This window comes from Streptococcus parasanguinis, from assembly GCF_009717775.1.
Lineage (GTDB): Bacteria > Bacillota > Bacilli > Lactobacillales > Streptococcaceae > Streptococcus > Streptococcus parasanguinis_AG.
In genome coordinates this window covers 46,577-62,850 of record NZ_WMZF01000005.1, presented here as the reverse complement: position 1 = coordinate 62,850, position 16,274 = coordinate 46,577, and the positions used below count along the sequence as shown (strand labels likewise).

The following is a 16,274-nucleotide window of genomic DNA, read 5'->3' as shown; positions in this document are numbered from 1 at the left end:
TTTTTTGTTTTGAAAAAGGCTAGGATAATGACTATCCTAGCCTTTTATTTATAAGTGAACCGATGGTTAGATTCCTTAACTTTTTCGTCTTTTTATTTGTCTCCATTCGTAGAGGAAAAAGAGAATGATTCCAACGAAAAAGGCAATGAGTCCTTCAATGAAGCCTTGGGGAACAAATGTTAAGGTGACTGTTCCGGATCCTTTTGAAACACGAACTCCCATCAATCCTTTCTGGATGCGATGAATTTGGATAGGCTTTCCATTTTGTTTAGCTGACCAGCCTTTATCATAAGGGAGTGTAAAAATAAGGGTAGTGTCTCTATTTGCGTTATAGGCTGCTACCAATTTGTTTTTCTTTTTGTGAATAGCAACTTCTTGCTGACGAATGCTAGCGATAGCTTGCGTGTATTGGTCAAGATCCAGAGCAAAAAATTCTGGTGTATCAAAGGAGACTGTCGAATTTTCTGGAAAACTCATACGAATAGTAACTGTTTCTTCTGTGTCAAAATGGCCAATTGAAAAGAATGGAAAGGTATTATCAATGGTATAGCGTTGGGTCTGTCCATTGTAGCTGATTTCAATATCTTTCCGATCATCGTTTGAAAATTGTAAATTTGGAACATTGACATATAGTTGGCTATGGGCAGGAACCGTTACTTCATATTGAATACTTGCGTAGGATAGATGACTATCTTCTTCAATTTTTGCAGTTTGCAACGAAGATGTAGTATTTTGTGAAGTAGGCGAGAGAATATTTAATTTCTTATAAAATTTATATTTTTCATCTGTGATTTGATGGATGAATCGTGTCTGATTATCCAGTGTCAAATTCGTAAAGGAAGTATTTTTATAAGGTTTTGCTGACAGAAAGGCGATTGGTAAGGCATATTCGTTTTCTGAAAGTGAGACTCCACTTTTGGTTGCAATCTCTTTAAATCCAAATTTTTGAACAGGTTGTTGGCTTAAATTATAGCGAACACCAAATAGACTATCCATTAAAATAGAATTGTTTTGGTATCGAAGATTGAGGTTGGTTCCTTCAGATTTAAATCCAAGTTTGTCCAATGTCGAGCTAGCATCCGTATTTCGTACAGATGAAAATTGAGAAATTCCATTATAACCATACTTCATGCTATCATTGCCCGTTTGTGGATGTAGAATCTCAGTCCGATAATTAGAGTCTGTCTTCTCTCTTACTAAGGATTGGATGGCTTTTAAGTCTCGTTCGTAGGATGACCGAGAAGCAAAGACCCATTCATTCGCAATTCCTTCCATTTGATAATAACTATTTACCGATAATTCAAAGATGGAGAAAAACAGGATCGAAAGATAGAAAAGTCTAGGCGGTATCTTTTTTAGGATAAATCCTAAACAGACCAAATAGAAAGCAATTAAAAATTCAAAAGTAACAATGAAATTGACAGCATCTAAAAATTTATAGTGACTGCTGTAAAGGACAGTTGCTCCAAATCCTAGAATAAGGAGGAAATTAGCAAGACTAAAACGAATCCAAGTGATCTCCTCTATTCTATTTAGTACTTCTCCTGCCATCAGAATAATCGTCAAAGAAAAGATCCAAGAGTATCGATGAAGAAACATATTTGGCGCGTGCATACCTTGCCAAAGGAGATCTAATAATTGAAAACGAAAACTCAAAATAAGAATGGTCAAGAGTATAAAGTAAGAAAGTTTCACGTGAAACTTGATCGACTTTACAAAGAAAAAGGTAATCGCTAAAAGAAGTGGAAATAATCCCACGTAGATCATTGGAATTGATCCATATTTAGTAGTGTCAAAACTTCCAATGAAATTTTTTGCAAATACGTCAAGATACCAACTTTTTTCTGTAAAGATACTGTCAACCTTTGAAAAACTTTCTCCATGAGTGCGTAAATCTAAGAAGGTTGGATATAACATCACAAGGCTTGTTATAACTGATAAAAGAGATACAATCACAAAATGAAAGAAGCGTTTTCCAATTCCTTTGATGTCCCATGACAGTTGTGTCAAGTACCATAAAATAAGAAAAATAGACATCATAAACCCAAAATAATAATTTTGGATAAACAAGCTGGTTAAGCTGATAAAGTAGAGAATCTCTCCCTCATTGTAAATGAGTTTTTTGAATCCATAAAGAATTAATGGTGCTAGGATAAAAACATCAAGCCAAGTTTTGATTTCAATTTGGCTGATAGCAAAGCTCATAAGAGCAAATGAGGTTGAAAGGGTAAGAACCAGGGATCTAGGAATTTTAGAAAACATTCCATGTAAACTAATATAAGTGCTTAACCCAATAGCTCCAAATTTAAGAAGAGTGATGAGGTAAACAGCATTCGGCATGGATTGTGCATTAAAGAAGAAGACAAGAGGAGAAAAGAAACTTCCTAGATAATAGCTACTGAGTGCATAGAAATTAATGCCTAGTCCACTTTGAAAACTGTAAAATAGGCTATCTGTCCCGTGTAAAATATTTCGAAGTGTGGTATCAAAAATGACATACTGATGATAACCATCTCCTAATAAGGGGGATGTATCACTGTTCCAGTAGATTCCTTGCGAGAGGTAAATAAAGAACATCATGATAGCTGGAATCAGGAAAGAAGATACTATAAAAAGGGATGTTTTTAGCTTTGTTTTATTCATATATTTCTACTGAAAGAGCCTGAAATCATTATTTCAGGGCTCTTTATTTTTATGATTGACTCCAAAGTTCTTTCACTTTTGCTTGAACTTCTTCATTTTCAAGAAACTCATCATAGGTTTCATCAATACGATCGATTACGCCGTTTTTTGAAAGAACGATAATATGGTTGGCGAGTGTTTGAATGAATTCGTGGTCATGGCTTGCAAAGATAATCGATTCTTTAAAATTCTTCAATCCATCATTCAAACTTGAAATAGACTCCAAATCCAAGTGATTGGTTGGATCATCCAGTACAAGAACATTTGACTTGAGGAGCATCAATTTAGACAACATGACACGAACTTTTTCTCCCCCTGACAAGACGTTGACAGACTTGTTAACTTCGTCACCCGAAAAGAGCATACGTCCTAAGAAACCACGAAGGAAAGTATTGTCATCTTCTTCTTTACTTGCAAATTGACGAAGCCAATCAAGAATACTTTCACCACCTGCAAAATCACGACTGTTGTCTTTTGGTAGATATGATCGACTAGTTGTAACTCCCCACTTGACAGTTCCTTCATATTCAATATCATCCATCAATGCACGGATTAAAGCGGTTGTTTGAATATCGTTCTGTCCGATAAGCGCGGTTTTGTCACCAGGACGTAAGATAAAGCTGATATTGTCAAGGATGGTTTCTCCATCAATCTTGACAGAAAGATTTTCAACTGTCAAGAGATCGTTACCAATTTCTCGTTCTGCCTTAAAGTTGATAAATGGGTACTTCCGACTAGATGGAACAATTTCTTCAAGTTCAATCTTGTCAAGCATTTTTTTACGCGAAGTTGCTTGTTTTGATTTTGAAGCGTTGGCTGAGAAACGTGCGACAAACTCTTGTAATTGTTTAATTTTTTCTTCAGCTTTTGCGTTTCTATCTGCTTGTAATTTTGCTGCAAGTTCAGAAGATTCTTTCCAGAAATCATAGTTTCCGACGTAAAGTTTAATTTTTCCAAAGTCGAGATCCGCCATATGGGTGCAGACTTTGTTCAAAAAGTGGCGGTCATGGGATACAACAATAACCGTATTTTCAAAATCAATCAGAAAATCTTCTAACCAGGTAATGGATTGAATATCCAATCCATTGGTCGGCTCGTCCAAAAGAAGGACATCTGGTTTACCAAAAAGGGCTTTAGCTAAGAGAACTTTTACTTTATCCCCATTGGCTAACTCGCTCATAGTTTGATAATGAAGGTCTTCTGAAATATTTAGATTTTGAAGCAATTGAGATGCTTCGCTTTCTGCTTCCCATCCACCGAGTTCGGCAAATTCACCTTCAAGTTCAGCTGCACGGACGCCATCTTCATCAGAGAAATCTTCTTTCATGTAGATAGCATCTTTCTCTTTCATAATGTTGTAGAGCTTTTCATTTCCCATAATGACAACATCGATGACTCGCTCGTCTTCATAGTCAAAGTGATTTTGACGCAAAACGGATAAACGTTCATCAGGGCCAAGAGAAATATGACCAGTTGTTGGTTCAATATCTCCAGCTAAAATTTTTAAAAAGGTTGACTTTCCAGCACCGTTGGCACCGATGAGACCGTATGTATTTCCTTCTGTAAAGTTGATATTGACATCGTCAAACAATTTTCGATCACTAAAACGTAGTGAGACGTCTGATACTGTAAGCAATGATTTTCTCCTCTTTCTATAATGTCTTCATTTTACTAGAAAATAGGGGAAAATTCAACTTTTTTACTGTCAATTTATTTTTACAAATGTGTAAACGAAGTTTACATTGTAGTAAAGTATTAATTCGGTGCAAACATAGAGGATAGACTAACATTTTCAACTAGAAAGTGCTATAATGATAGGGATAACGATTAAGGAGAAGAGTATGACAAAACCCATCATTTTGACAGGAGATAGACCAACAGGAAAACTCCACATTGGCCACTATGTTGGTTCTTTAAAAAATCGCGTCTTGCTACAGAATAAAGACGAATATAATATGTTTGTTTTTTTGGCAGACCAGCAAGCTTTGACGGATCATGCAAAAGATCCAAAAACGATTGTGGAGTCTATTGGAAATGTTGCTTTGGATTATCTGGCAGCTGGACTAGATCCTGAAAAAGTTACGATTTTCATTCAAAGTCAGATTCCTGAATTAGCGGAATTGACCATGTATTACATGAATCTAGTATCTTTGGCGCGACTTGAAAGAAACCCAACTGTAAAAACCGAGATTTCTCAAAAAGGTTTTGGTGAGAGTATTCCAACAGGATTTTTGGTATACCCTATTTCACAAGCAGCCGATATCACAGCATTTAAAGCGAATTTTGTTCCAGTAGGAAATGATCAAAAGCCAATGATTGAACAAACTCGTGAGATTGTTCGTTCCTTTAATCATGCTTATAATACAGATACTTTGGTGGAACCGGAAGGGATTTATCCTGAAAATGAAGCAGCTGGTCGCTTACCTGGTTTAGATGGAAATGCTAAAATGTCTAAATCGTTGAATAATGGCATTTACCTAGCTGATGATGCAGATACTTTAAAGAAAAAAGTGATGAGTATGTATACTGATCCTGATCATATTAAAGTAGAGGATCCAGGAAAAATCGAAGGCAATATGGTATTTCATTACCTGGATGTATTTGGCCGTCCAGAAGATGCAGCTGAAATTGCAGAAATGAAAGAACATTATCAACGTGGTGGACTTGGTGATGTAAAGACCAAACGATATCTTTTAGAAATTTTAGATCGTGAATTAAGACCGATTCGTGAAAGACGACTTGAGTTTGCAAAGGATATGGGTGAGGTCTACTCTATTCTTGAAAAAGGAAGTGAGCGTGCTCGAAATGTAGCTGCTCAAACATTGGATGAAGTAAAATCAGCAATGGGAATTACCTATTTTAAAAAATAAAACGACTTCATTAAAAGCGAACATTTCTTACTGTTCATTGATAATTTACCAATAAATGATTGACAAATTGCCATAGAATGGTATGATATTAACAATAAAAATTCGAGCCTTGCTCAAATAAAAAGAAAAGAGGATCCAGCTAATGTCTAATTGGGACACAAAGTTTTTAAAAAAAGGGTTTACATTCGATGACGTGCTTTTGATTCCAGCAGAAAGTCACGTATTGCCTAATGATGCAGATTTAAGTACACAATTAGCAAGTAATTTACGCTTGAATATCCCAATCATTACTGCTGCCATGGACACAGTGACTGAAAGTCAAATGGCAATTGCAATGGCACGTGCTGGTGGACTTGGTGTTATCCATAAAAACATGTCAATTGAGCAACAGGCAGATGAAGTACGCAAAGTAAAACGCTCTGAAAATGGAGTTATCATTGATCCGTTCTATTTGACTCCGTCTCATACAATTGCAGAAGCAGATGAGTTGATGGGACGATATCGAATCAGTGGTGTTCCTGTTGTTGAAACACTTGAAAATCGTAAATTAGTTGGTATCCTTACAAACCGGGATTTGCGTTTTATTTCTGATTACAATCAACCCATTTCAAATCATATGACGAGTGAAAATTTGGTGACTGCACCGGTTGGAACTGATTTGGAAACAGCTGAACGCATTCTACAAGAGCACCGTATTGAAAAATTACCATTGGTAGATGAAAATGGTCGTCTTTCTGGCTTGATTACAATCAAAGATATTGAAAAAGTTATTGAGTTCCCAAATGCGGCTAAGGATGAATTTGGTCGTTTGCTTGTGGCTGGTGCCGTAGGGGTTACTTCAGATACTTTTGAACGTGCAGAAGCTCTTTTTGAAGCTGGTGCAGATGCTATTGTCATCGATACAGCTCATGGACATTCTGCAGGTGTTCTTCGTAAGATTGCAGAAATTCGTGCCCACTTCCCAGATCGTACCTTGATTGCAGGAAATATTGCAACCGCTGAAGGTGCTCGTGCATTATTTGATGCAGGGGTAGACGTAGTTAAGGTCGGAATTGGTCCAGGATCAATCTGTACAACTCGTGTTGTTGCAGGGGTTGGTGTTCCTCAAGTGACTGCTATTTATGACGCAGCCGCTGTAGCTCGTGAATATGGAAAAACGATCATTGCTGATGGTGGTATCAAGTATTCAGGAGATATTGTCAAAGCACTCGCAGCTGGTGGAAATGCAGTAATGCTTGGTTCAATGCTTGCAGGTACAGATGAAGCACCAGGTGAAACAGAAATCTTCCAAGGTCGTAAGTTTAAAACATACCGTGGTATGGGATCTATTGCAGCAATGAAGAAAGGTTCTAGCGACCGTTACTTCCAAGGATCTGTCAATGAAGCCAATAAATTAGTCCCTGAAGGAATTGAAGGACGCGTTGCTTATAAAGGTTCTGTAGCAGATATGGTCTTCCAAATGATCGGTGGTATTCGTTCAGGTATGGGTTATGTTGGTGCAGCAACCATTCAAGATTTACATGATCATGCACAATTTGTCGAAATGAGTGGCGCCGGATTGAAAGAAAGCCATCCTCATGATGTGCAAATTACAAACGAGGCTCCTAACTACTCGGCACAATAAATTTACACATTTGTAAATAAAAACAACAGCATCTTGACAGTATTGTCAAGATGCTGTTTTGATATGACCGGCTTGAACAGTGAAAATTTTCAACTCTTCAGGCAGTTCTTTTAAATGATCAAGAGTGGTCGTTGTAATAAATGTTTGAATATTATTAGAGATAGTTTCAAGTAGTTGAAGTTGACGATAATTGTCAAGTTCGCTCATGACATCGTCAAGTAATAAAATAGGCTTTTCTCTTGTGATTTCTTCCATCAATTCGATTTCTGCTAATTTTAGAGAAAGAACAACACTTCGATGCTGACCTTGACTGCCAAAGGTAGCATTCATATTATTGATAAAAAATGCCAAGTCATCCCTGTGAGGTCCAATACTTGTTGTTTTCCGAAAAATATCCTTCTGACGATTTTTTTCCAACATATAGAGAAACTGCTCCTCTATATCATTTCCTTCTTCAGAAAAAACAGTTGACTGATATTGAATTGATAGGTCTTCTTTGTTGTTAGAAAGTCGAGTGTGTTTTTCATTTGCTTTAGCTTCTAATTTTTTTATAAAATCAAGTCGATGATGAATGACGCGACTTCCAAAACTAGCTAGTTGTGAATCTAAGACCTCCAAAAATGTAGCATCAATTTTTTCTGAATTTTTTAGGTAACTATTTCTTTGTTTGAGAACATGGTTGTATTGAGATAAGTCCGATAAGTAGATAGGTTTCATCTGACCTAATTCAATGTCAATAAACTTTCGACGTCCTGCAGGTGATCCTTTGATCAGTTGCAAATCTTCGGGTGCGAAAAGTACAACATTCATATGGCCAATATAGTTCGATAATTTAGCTTGTTTTAAATGATTTACCTTAGTTATCCGACCTTTTGGTGTCAAGGAAATTTCTAATGGAAGTGGGCCAGTTTCCCTTTGTAATTGACCAGAAACTTTAAAATCAGTGGATTCAAAATAGATAAGATCTCTATCATTTCGTGTTCGATGACTTCTAGTTAAAGCCAGAAAATAAATTGATTCGAGAATATTGGTCTTCCCTTGAGCATTTTGACCTAAGAAAATATTTAATCCAGGATGAAAATCGACTTCAAGTTCTTGATAATTACGAAAATTTTGAATGGATAAGTGTTTTAACCACATTACGAGATACCAGGAAAGCGAATCGCTTTTTCTTTTTTGTTAGACTTTTTCGGTTGTTTCTTTTGTTGTTGATTGAGTTGCTTGACAAGTTTAGCAACACGTTCCTTTTCTTCCTTGTCTTTAAGATGCTCTTCTATTTCTTCTTGAGAAGGTTCAAGAATGGTGATAGTTATGCTCAGTTCAGGAATGTCAATTTGATCATTGACACGAAGTTTACGGCCTCTCCGTTGTTCTGATTCACCATTAACAAAGACTTCTTTTTCTTGAAGAAAGGCTTTGATTGCACCACCACTCTGTATAATACCGAGTTCTTTTAAGATTGCTTGTAATGTAATAAAATCATCAAATAATTTGTAATTCATAGTTCACCTCTTTGCGTGTTATTATACCATATTTTTAGTTTTTCTAGGGTAGAGAATGTTGAGTGATTTGAGGAGCTTTTTCACAGTTTGAATTAGGATTTTAGTGTGATTTCGTGTTATAATGAAAGTTACTATTGAGTAGAACGAGGATGAAAATGGAATTAGTAAAGGGCGTGAATCTTCACTTTCTTCAATCAAAAAAATTTAAAACCAATAAAATTAAGGTCCGTTTTTCATCGCCATTAGATGAAAATACCGTGGCTGCGCGTGTTTTAGTAGCCTGTATGATGGAAACTGCAAATCAAAAATATCCAACTTCACAATTATTCCGTGAAAAATTAGCGAGTCTATACGGGGTAGAATTGTCAACCTCAGTCTCTAAGAGGGGTCGTGTTCATTATGTTGATTTGAATATTTCCTTTGTGCGCGATGACTTTTTGAGCAAGAAAAATGTTCTTACTGATGAGGTTTTGGACATTATAGAAACTATCTTCTTTTCACCTTTGGTAGTAGAAGATCACTTTGACAGTGATACATTTGACGTTGAAAAGAAAAATACAATTTCCGATTTGGAGTCGGAAATTGAAGAGCCTTATTATTATGCACATGGGCAATTGAATCAACTGTTTTTTGAAGACGAAACAATTGGGATGTCAAGATTGGGGAAAGTTGATTTAGTGAGACAAGAAACAGCTCAAAGTTCTCTTGAACAGTTTCATCAGATGCTCCAATTAGATAACATTGACTTCTTTTTCATAGGTGACTTTAATGAGGTCGCTATTTTGGATCGAGTGAACCAGTTTGAATTCAAACCACGTGATAACAATTTGTCTGTCACCTATCAACAACCTTTTACAAATGTTGTTAGAGAAAAGTTAGAGCAAAAACAAAACCAACAATCTATTTTAGAATTAGGTTACCATTTTTCTACCCAGTATGGAGAATCTCTCCATATCCCACTAGTTGTATTAAATGGGATGTTGGGAGCTTTCTCGCATTCGAGACTTTTTCAAATTATTCGAGAGAAAGAAGGTCTTGCTTATACTATCTCTAGCCATTTTGATATTTTTACAGGCTTTATGAGAGTTTTTGCAGGCATTGATAAGGAATCTCGTACGAAAGTAATGACCTTGATTATGAGACAGTTGAATGATTTAAAACGAGGCAAGTTTACAGAGTCAGAGCTTCAATTGACAAAAGAAATGTTGGTGAATACGACCTTATTAGCACAGGATCGGCAAAATACCTTAATTGAAAGGGAATATTTGAAAACGATCCTAGGAAAGAAAGTTCTTTCTTTAGAAGAGTGGTTAGAGTCCATCGATAAGGTTAGTAGAGAAGAAATTATTGAAGTGGCAAAAACAATTAATTTACAGTCTGTTTATTTTATGGAAGGAAAGTAGTGTAAAGATTGAAAATTAAAGAAAAATATTATGAATCAGTTGGTGAGCAAGTATACTTTACACGCTTGTCAAATGGGTTGACTATTCATTTAATTCCCAAAGAAGATTATTATGAAACCTATGGAATAATAACAACTAAGTTTGGCTCAGTGGATACACGAATTCTAGTGAATGGTGATGAAAGGCAATATCCTGCAGGAATTGCTCATTTTCTAGAACACAAAGTATTTGAAGATGAAAATGGTCAAGATTATTTAAAAAAATTCGTTCATTTAGGATCGGAAAGTAATGCCTTTACAAGCTTTACAAAGACAAGTTATCTTTTCTCAACAACTTCAAAAGTCCCTGAAAATATTCAATTGTTATTGGAGATGGTTTCAAAGGCTTCCTTTACAGAAAAATCTGTATCAAAGGAAAGAGAAATCATTCAACAAGAAATTGGAATGTACCAAGATAGTCCAGACTATCGATTATTTTTTGGTGCTTTAGAAAATTTATATCCTGGAACACCGTTAGCAGATGATATTGCTGGAACCAGGGAGTCTATTTCTGGTATTACAATAGATAATCTCCGTGAAAACTTTGATCTATTCTATCATCCCTCTCAAATGCACTTATTAGTGATCGGAAACTTTGATGTTGATGAAGTATTGCAAGTAGTAAAGAAATATGATCTGACTTCTCCTCGTTCTTCTGTTGAGTTAGAACGTTTTCCTGTAGAAAAAAATGAAGTAAGATTGAATCAATCTTGTAGAATGGAAGTTGCTACTCCTAAGTTGGCAATTGGAATTCGAGGAAATGATATCATTAAGGAAGAGGAAAAATTTCGTTATAAATTGATGTTGAAATTACTGTTTTCGATGATGTTTGGTTGGACTTCGCAACGGTTTCAAAGTTTATATGAATCTGGGAAGATTGACAACTCATTGACACTTGAAGTCGAGGTTGAGGAATTATTTCATTTCGTTATTTTGACAATGGATACTCAAGAACCGGTGTCCTTATCTCATCAATTTAGGTCAGCGATCAAACAATTTGAGAAGGATCCAGATGTGAATCAGGAACATTTGGATACGATTAAAAGCGAAATGTTTGGTGATTTCTTACAAGGTTTAAATTCGCTTGAGTATAGTGCCACTCAGCTTGAATATTTTTCAGACGGTAGCACTTCTTATGATCTTCCAAAGATTTTACAAGGTATTAGTTTACAAGATATCATCAAATTAGGACGTCAGTTCATCGACCAGGCTGAGATGGTAGACTATATGATTTTTCAAAAGTAGTAAACAATGTATCAAGAAGGGAAAACATGAAGAAGAGAACGATTGGTCAAGTGTTAAGACTGTCAAGAGTAAATTTACACTTAAGTTTACAGGATGTGTCAAATAAGACAGCCATTGAAATTCCTTATATAGAAGCGTTGGAAAACGATGAGTTTGATCTATTACCGAGTCCCTTTTACGCTCAGATCTATCTTAAAAAGTTAGCATGGGCTTTGGGATTAGATGAGTCCATCCTATTGACAGCTTTTCGTGAAGGAAAAGAATTGTTATTTGATGAAGAAATACTTGTAGATGACGAAGAGCTTCATTCAAGAAAATTAAGACAGAAAGCGAGCTGGTTACCAATCCTGTATTATCTACTAGTGAGTTTTGCCATCCTTGGCTTTGTGATTTATATCGTATATTTTTATGAGTTTACAGCATCTGTAAAATAGATGTAAAGATAGTTTATTTTTTGGAGGAAGTATGAAAAAAGAAAATATTCCTAATGCATTGACATTAATTCGGGTTGTAATGATTCCTATTTTTATTGCTATTTTAAGTTTAAGTCACTCTTACTTAGGACATATTGTAGCGGCAGTTATTTTTGCAATTGCTAGTATTACAGATTATTTAGATGGCTTTCTTGCACGTAAATGGAATGTAGTGAGTAATTTTGGTAAATTTGCCGATCCAATGGCAGATAAATTATTGGTCATGTCAGCCTTTATCATGATGATTGAATTAAAAATGGTTCCTGCTTGGATTGCAGCCGTTATCATTTGTCGTGAGTTAGCTGTTACTGGTTTGCGTCTTCTACTTGTTGAGACAGGTGGTACAGTTCTTGCTGCAGCCATGCCAGGAAAAATTAAAACCTTTAGCCAAATGTTTGCCATTATCTTTTTGCTTTGCCATTGGACACTTCCAGGGCAAGTGTTGCTTTATATTGCATTGATTTTCACAATTTATTCTGGTTACGACTACTTTAAGGGAAGTAGCTATCTCTTTAAAGACACATTTAAATAAATGAAACAGATGATTGAGCTAAAAAATGTATCCTTTCGATACGATAAAACAGTAGAAGAGTATCAAATTGACACGGTTTCGTTTCACGTGAAACAAGGAGAGTGGCTTTCGATTGTTGGACACAATGGTAGTGGGAAATCTACAGTTGTACGCCTGATTGATGGCCTTTTGGAAGCTGAGTCTGGTGAGATTTACGTTGATGGAAAACAACTGACTCGTGAAACCATATGGGATATCCGTAGTAAAATTGGGATTGTATTTCAGAACCCTGACAACCAATTTGTTGGTGCGACAGTAGAAGATGATGTTGCCTTTGGTTTAGAAAATCAAGGAATTCCACGGGAAGAAATGCTTCAACGTGTGGAGAAGGCTATTGAGCAAGTTGGTATGCTGGAGTTTAAAGATCGCGAACCATCTCGTTTGTCAGGTGGTCAAAAGCAACGGGTGGCTATAGCAGGTATTATCGCCTTGAGACCAACTATTATTATCCTTGATGAAGCAACTAGTATGTTAGATCCAGAAGGTAGAGAGGATCTAATGGCGGTAATGAGAGAACTTCAAAAAAAATTTCAATTAACAATTATCTCCATTACCCATGATTTAACCGAAATTGCCTTAAGTGATCGAACACTCGTGTTTCAAAAGGGAAAACTAGAGTCTTCTATGACGCCGCGGGAATTGTTTTCAAGAAATGACCTCAATGAGATTGGATTAGATAAGCCTTTTAGTAAGCAGGTCCAAGAATCTCTCAGCTCGCATTTTCCGCTAAAGCAGGACTATCTAACAGAAAGTGAGTTATTAGACCAACTATGGGAATCTCTTTAAAGAATGTCTATTATACTTATCAAGAGGGAAGTCCTTTTGAAGGGCAGGCGCTTTCTGATATTAGTTTGGAAATAAAAGATGGATCTTATACAGCCATCATCGGGCATACTGGTAGTGGCAAGTCTACTTTGTTGCAATTACTAAATGGTTTACTGCGTCCGACTAAAGGAACGATTCAATTTGAAGATTTTGTTTTAGATAATCATTCTGAGCCAAAAGAAATGAAGTACCTGAGAAAAAAAGTCGGTTTGGTTTTTCAATTTCCAGAAAGTCAGCTGTTTGCAGAAACCGTTCTAGCTGATGTAGCCTTTGGACCACAAAATTTTGGAGTACCTAAGGATAAAGCGGAGGAAATAGCCAAAGAAAAATTAGCGATCGTTGGTTTAGAAGAGTCTATCTATGATAAAAGTCCATTTGAACTATCTGGTGGACAGATGAGACGGGTTGCGATCGCGGGTATTTTAGCTATCGAACCAGAGATTTTAGTATTGGACGAGCCAACAGCAGGGCTAGATCCTGCTGGAAGAAAGGAATTGATGGCGCTGTTTGAGACATTACATAAAAATGGGATGACCCTAGTTCTGGTAACTCATACGATGGATGATGTAGCAAATTTTGCTGATACCGTATTTGCTTTAGAAGCGGGAAAACTTGTCCTAAACGGATCCCCAAGGGAAGTGTTTCAACAGGTTGAGTATTTACAAAAACTTCAATTAGGAGTCCCACAAATTACGAATTTTGCTCTTCAATTGAAACGAAGAGGACTTCCTCTGGACAGACTACCAATCAAAATTGAGGAACTAAAGGAGCTGTTACTTCATGAATAATATGATTTTAGGAAGGTATATTCCTGGAAACTCCATTATCCACCAACTAGATCCTCGTGGGAAGTTGCTCTCAATGTTTTTATTCATATTTCTTCTGTTTTGGGCAAATAATATCCAGACAAATGTTCTTCTCTTTGGTTTTATTTTTGTTTTAATGTATCTAACGAGGATTTCGGTTAGTTTTTATATTAAAGGTTTAAAATCAATGATTTTTATCATTGCTTTTACAACCATTTTTCAATTATTTGCGACCTCTCAAGGAACTATTTTGTATCAATGGTGGTTTTTTAAATTAACCGACCAAGGATTGATGCAAGCCGCCATCATATTTTGTAGATTTATTTTAATCATTTTTTATTCGACGATTTTAACCGTGACGACGACACCATTGAGTTTAGCAGATGCTGTTGAAAAGATCCTTACCCCACTAAAAATTATTAAGGTTCCGGCTCATGAGATTGGCTTAATGCTATCTATGAGTTTGCGCTTTGTTCCAACCTTAGTAGATGATACGAATCGAATCATGAATGCGCAAAGGGCGCGTGGTGTTGATTTTGGTGAAGGAAATCTATTAAAAAGAATTCGTTCCTTCATTCCGATTCTCATTCCTTTGTTTGCCTCAAGTTTTAAACGCGCAGATGCATTAGCAGTTGCGATGGAAGCGAGAGGGTACAAAGGCGGTGAGGGACGAACACGCTATCGGACTCTGCAGTGGGGAGTAAAAGATACCCTGGCATTGCTCGTTATTCTGTGTCTCATGTTGATAGTTTTTTATCTAAAAAATGGATAGAGCTAGTTGTATTGGTTTAAAAATAAGGAAAAAGCGCTATACAAAGCGCTTTTTACATTAAATTCACATATTCTTGTAACATTTGTAATATATTCTACAATAAACTGTAACATTTTGTGTGTATGATAGAATTATGTTCGAAAGGAGAATAGAATTCATGAACAGTAAAAAGTTCCAATGGACAGTCACTTCCCTACTTTCAGCAGCATCACTTTTCATTTCTGGTATTGCTACAGTGAATGCTGAAACTTACGAAGTGAAGTCTGGAGATACTCTATCAAAAATTGCACTAGAAAATAACACTTCAGTAGAAAATATTATTGCATCTAACAATCTGACCAATGAAGATTTGATCTATGCAGGACAAATTATTGAGTTAGGTGAGCGTTCAAAATCTATGATTGATAAAGTTGCTCCACAAGAGCAAGCAAAACCTGCTGAAAGTGCAACTACAGCAACTGCAACAGCACAAACTGCTCAAAAACAAACAACTTATGCAGCAAATGCTGCAGTGACTTCTGCACAATCAACAAATGGTGGAATTGTTCTATCAAATGGGAATACTGCTGGAGAACAAGGATCTTATGCAGCTGCTCGTATGGCTGAAATGACTGGCGTACCTGCTTCTACTTGGGAAGCAATCATTGCCCGTGAATCAAATGGTCAAGTAAATGCAGCAAATGCTTCTGGTGCCAGTGGTTTGTTCCAAACAATGCCAGGTTGGGGTTCAACTGCAACAGTTGATGATCAAATCCAGGCAGCATACAATGCATATAGCTCACAAGGTTTATCAGCTTGGGGTTATTAAAAAAATAGGTTTACAATTTGTAAACCTATTTTTTTAATGTCTCAAGAATGTCAAGTGGAGAGTGACAAATAAAATCTGGTGAGTAGAGAAGTAGCTCTTCAAGATCTCCAAATCCCCAAGTGACTGCCATGGTTTTTATGCCAACTGCTTGACCTCCAATGAGGTCAAATTTTGTGTCTCCAATAATGACTGTTTCTTCTTTTCGAAGATCATTGATTGACAAGGCGTATCGAATGACATCGGCTTTGTGGATACGATCTGAATTGGATCCATAAATCCCTTTAAAGTATTTAGCGAGACCTAAATCTTGACACATCTGTAAAGCAACTGGTTCATGTTTTGAAGTTGTTACATAAAGGGGAATGTTTTCGTCTTGTAATGCTTTCAAAGCTTCTACGATCTGAGGAAACAGAGTTGATTTGTATTGACCTTTTTCATGGTAATACTGACGATAAATAGTTACAGCTTGATCTACCAAAGCTTCAGGAAGAGTAGCTTCAAAACTAGAAATCAAAGGTGGTCCCATAAAACTTCGGATGGTTTTAAGATCGGGTTGAGGAACCTTCAAGGTATCGAATGTATGTTGAAAGCTCTCTGTAATTCCCTTGGAACTGTCAACTAATGTTCCGTCTAAGTCAAAAAATAAGGCTTGCAT

Annotated in this window: 15 protein-coding genes; 10 read left to right on the top strand and 5 right to left on the bottom strand. The window is 36.4% G+C overall.

Annotated features, from left to right (window positions below; all coding sequences use genetic code 11):
* Nucleotides 1-75: 75 nt before the first annotated feature.
* Nucleotides 76-2,643, bottom strand: a complete 2,568-nt coding sequence (locus GMC92_RS07515) for a YfhO family protein (RefSeq protein ID WP_155200089.1) — start codon at nt 2,641-2,643, stop codon at nt 76-78.
* 49 nt (nt 2,644-2,692) lie between these two features.
* Complete coding sequence (locus GMC92_RS07510) at nt 2,693-4,318, bottom strand: ATP-binding cassette domain-containing protein (RefSeq protein WP_049486042.1); 1,626 nt, start codon at nt 4,316-4,318, stop codon at nt 2,693-2,695.
* 205 nt (nt 4,319-4,523) lie between these two features.
* On the opposite strand from GMC92_RS07510, the gene trpS reads away from it, so the two are divergent.
* The gene (gene trpS, locus GMC92_RS07505; protein ID WP_003002236.1) at nt 4,524-5,552 is read left to right on the top strand and encodes a tryptophan--tRNA ligase; all 1,029 of its coding nucleotides are present in this window, start codon (nt 4,524-4,526) and stop codon (nt 5,550-5,552) included.
* Between the two features lie 142 nt (nt 5,553-5,694).
* The gene (gene guaB / locus GMC92_RS07500; protein ID WP_003009220.1) at nt 5,695-7,176 is read left to right on the top strand and encodes an IMP dehydrogenase; all 1,482 of its coding nucleotides are present in this window, start codon (nt 5,695-5,697) and stop codon (nt 7,174-7,176) included.
* A 45-nt stretch (nt 7,177-7,221) separates the two neighbouring features.
* Here the strand turns inward: guaB and recF are convergent, their stop codons facing one another.
* Both recF and yaaA read right to left on the bottom strand, forming a co-directional pair.
* Nucleotides 7,222-8,316 (bottom strand): DNA replication/repair protein RecF, encoded by a 1,095-nt coding sequence (gene recF / locus GMC92_RS07495; protein ID WP_155200088.1) that lies wholly within the window; start codon nt 8,314-8,316, stop codon nt 7,222-7,224.
* The gene (gene yaaA / locus GMC92_RS07490) at nt 8,316-8,678 is read right to left on the bottom strand and encodes a S4 domain-containing protein YaaA (protein WP_155125169.1); all 363 of its coding nucleotides are present in this window, start codon (nt 8,676-8,678) and stop codon (nt 8,316-8,318) included. Before yaaA ends, recF begins: the two co-directional genes overlap by 1 nt.
* 155 nt (nt 8,679-8,833) lie before the next feature.
* On the opposite strand from yaaA, the gene yfmF reads away from it, so the two are divergent.
* The 8 genes from yfmF to GMC92_RS07450 all read left to right on the top strand — a co-directional run bounded on the left by yfmF (nt 8,834) and on the right by GMC92_RS07450 (nt 15,619).
* Nucleotides 8,834-10,081, top strand: a complete 1,248-nt coding sequence (gene yfmF, locus GMC92_RS07485) for an EF-P 5-aminopentanol modification-associated protein YfmF (protein ID WP_155200097.1) — start codon at nt 8,834-8,836, stop codon at nt 10,079-10,081.
* 8 nt (nt 10,082-10,089) lie between these two features.
* Nucleotides 10,090-11,364 (top strand): EF-P 5-aminopentanol modification-associated protein YfmH, encoded by a 1,275-nt coding sequence (gene yfmH / locus GMC92_RS07480; protein WP_023919992.1) that lies wholly within the window; start codon nt 10,090-10,092, stop codon nt 11,362-11,364.
* Between the two features lie 26 nt (nt 11,365-11,390).
* Nucleotides 11,391-11,798: a helix-turn-helix domain-containing protein gene (locus GMC92_RS07475; RefSeq protein WP_003009210.1), complete on the top strand. Its 408-nt coding sequence runs from the start codon at nt 11,391-11,393 to the stop codon at nt 11,796-11,798.
* A 31-nt stretch (nt 11,799-11,829) separates the two neighbouring features.
* Nucleotides 11,830-12,369 (top strand): CDP-diacylglycerol--glycerol-3-phosphate 3-phosphatidyltransferase, encoded by a 540-nt coding sequence (pgsA, locus tag GMC92_RS07470; protein ID WP_003009208.1) that lies wholly within the window; start codon nt 11,830-11,832, stop codon nt 12,367-12,369.
* Nucleotides 12,370-13,194 carry an energy-coupling factor ABC transporter ATP-binding protein gene (locus tag GMC92_RS07465; protein WP_150906760.1) on the top strand — a complete coding sequence of 275 codons (825 nt, stop codon included), beginning with the start codon at nt 12,370-12,372 and terminating at the stop codon, nt 13,192-13,194.
* A complete protein-coding gene (locus GMC92_RS07460) occupies nt 13,179-14,021 on the top strand; it encodes an energy-coupling factor transporter ATPase (protein ID WP_021154152.1) in 843 nt (280 codons plus the stop codon). The genes GMC92_RS07465 and GMC92_RS07460 overlap by 16 nt, the downstream gene beginning before the upstream one ends.
* Nucleotides 14,014-14,811 carry an energy-coupling factor transporter transmembrane component T family protein gene (locus GMC92_RS07455; protein WP_155200087.1) on the top strand — a complete coding sequence of 266 codons (798 nt, stop codon included), beginning with the start codon at nt 14,014-14,016 and terminating at the stop codon, nt 14,809-14,811. The genes GMC92_RS07460 and GMC92_RS07455 overlap by 8 nt, the downstream gene beginning before the upstream one ends.
* Nucleotides 14,812-14,968: 157 nt before the next feature.
* Nucleotides 14,969-15,619, top strand: a complete 651-nt coding sequence (locus GMC92_RS07450) for a LysM peptidoglycan-binding domain-containing protein (protein ID WP_155200086.1) — start codon at nt 14,969-14,971, stop codon at nt 15,617-15,619.
* Nucleotides 15,620-15,644: 25 nt separating this feature from the next.
* Here the strand turns inward: GMC92_RS07450 and GMC92_RS07445 are convergent, their stop codons facing one another.
* Entirely contained in the window at nt 15,645-16,274 is a 630-nt protein-coding gene (locus tag GMC92_RS07445) for an HAD hydrolase-like protein (RefSeq protein WP_155200085.1), read from the bottom strand.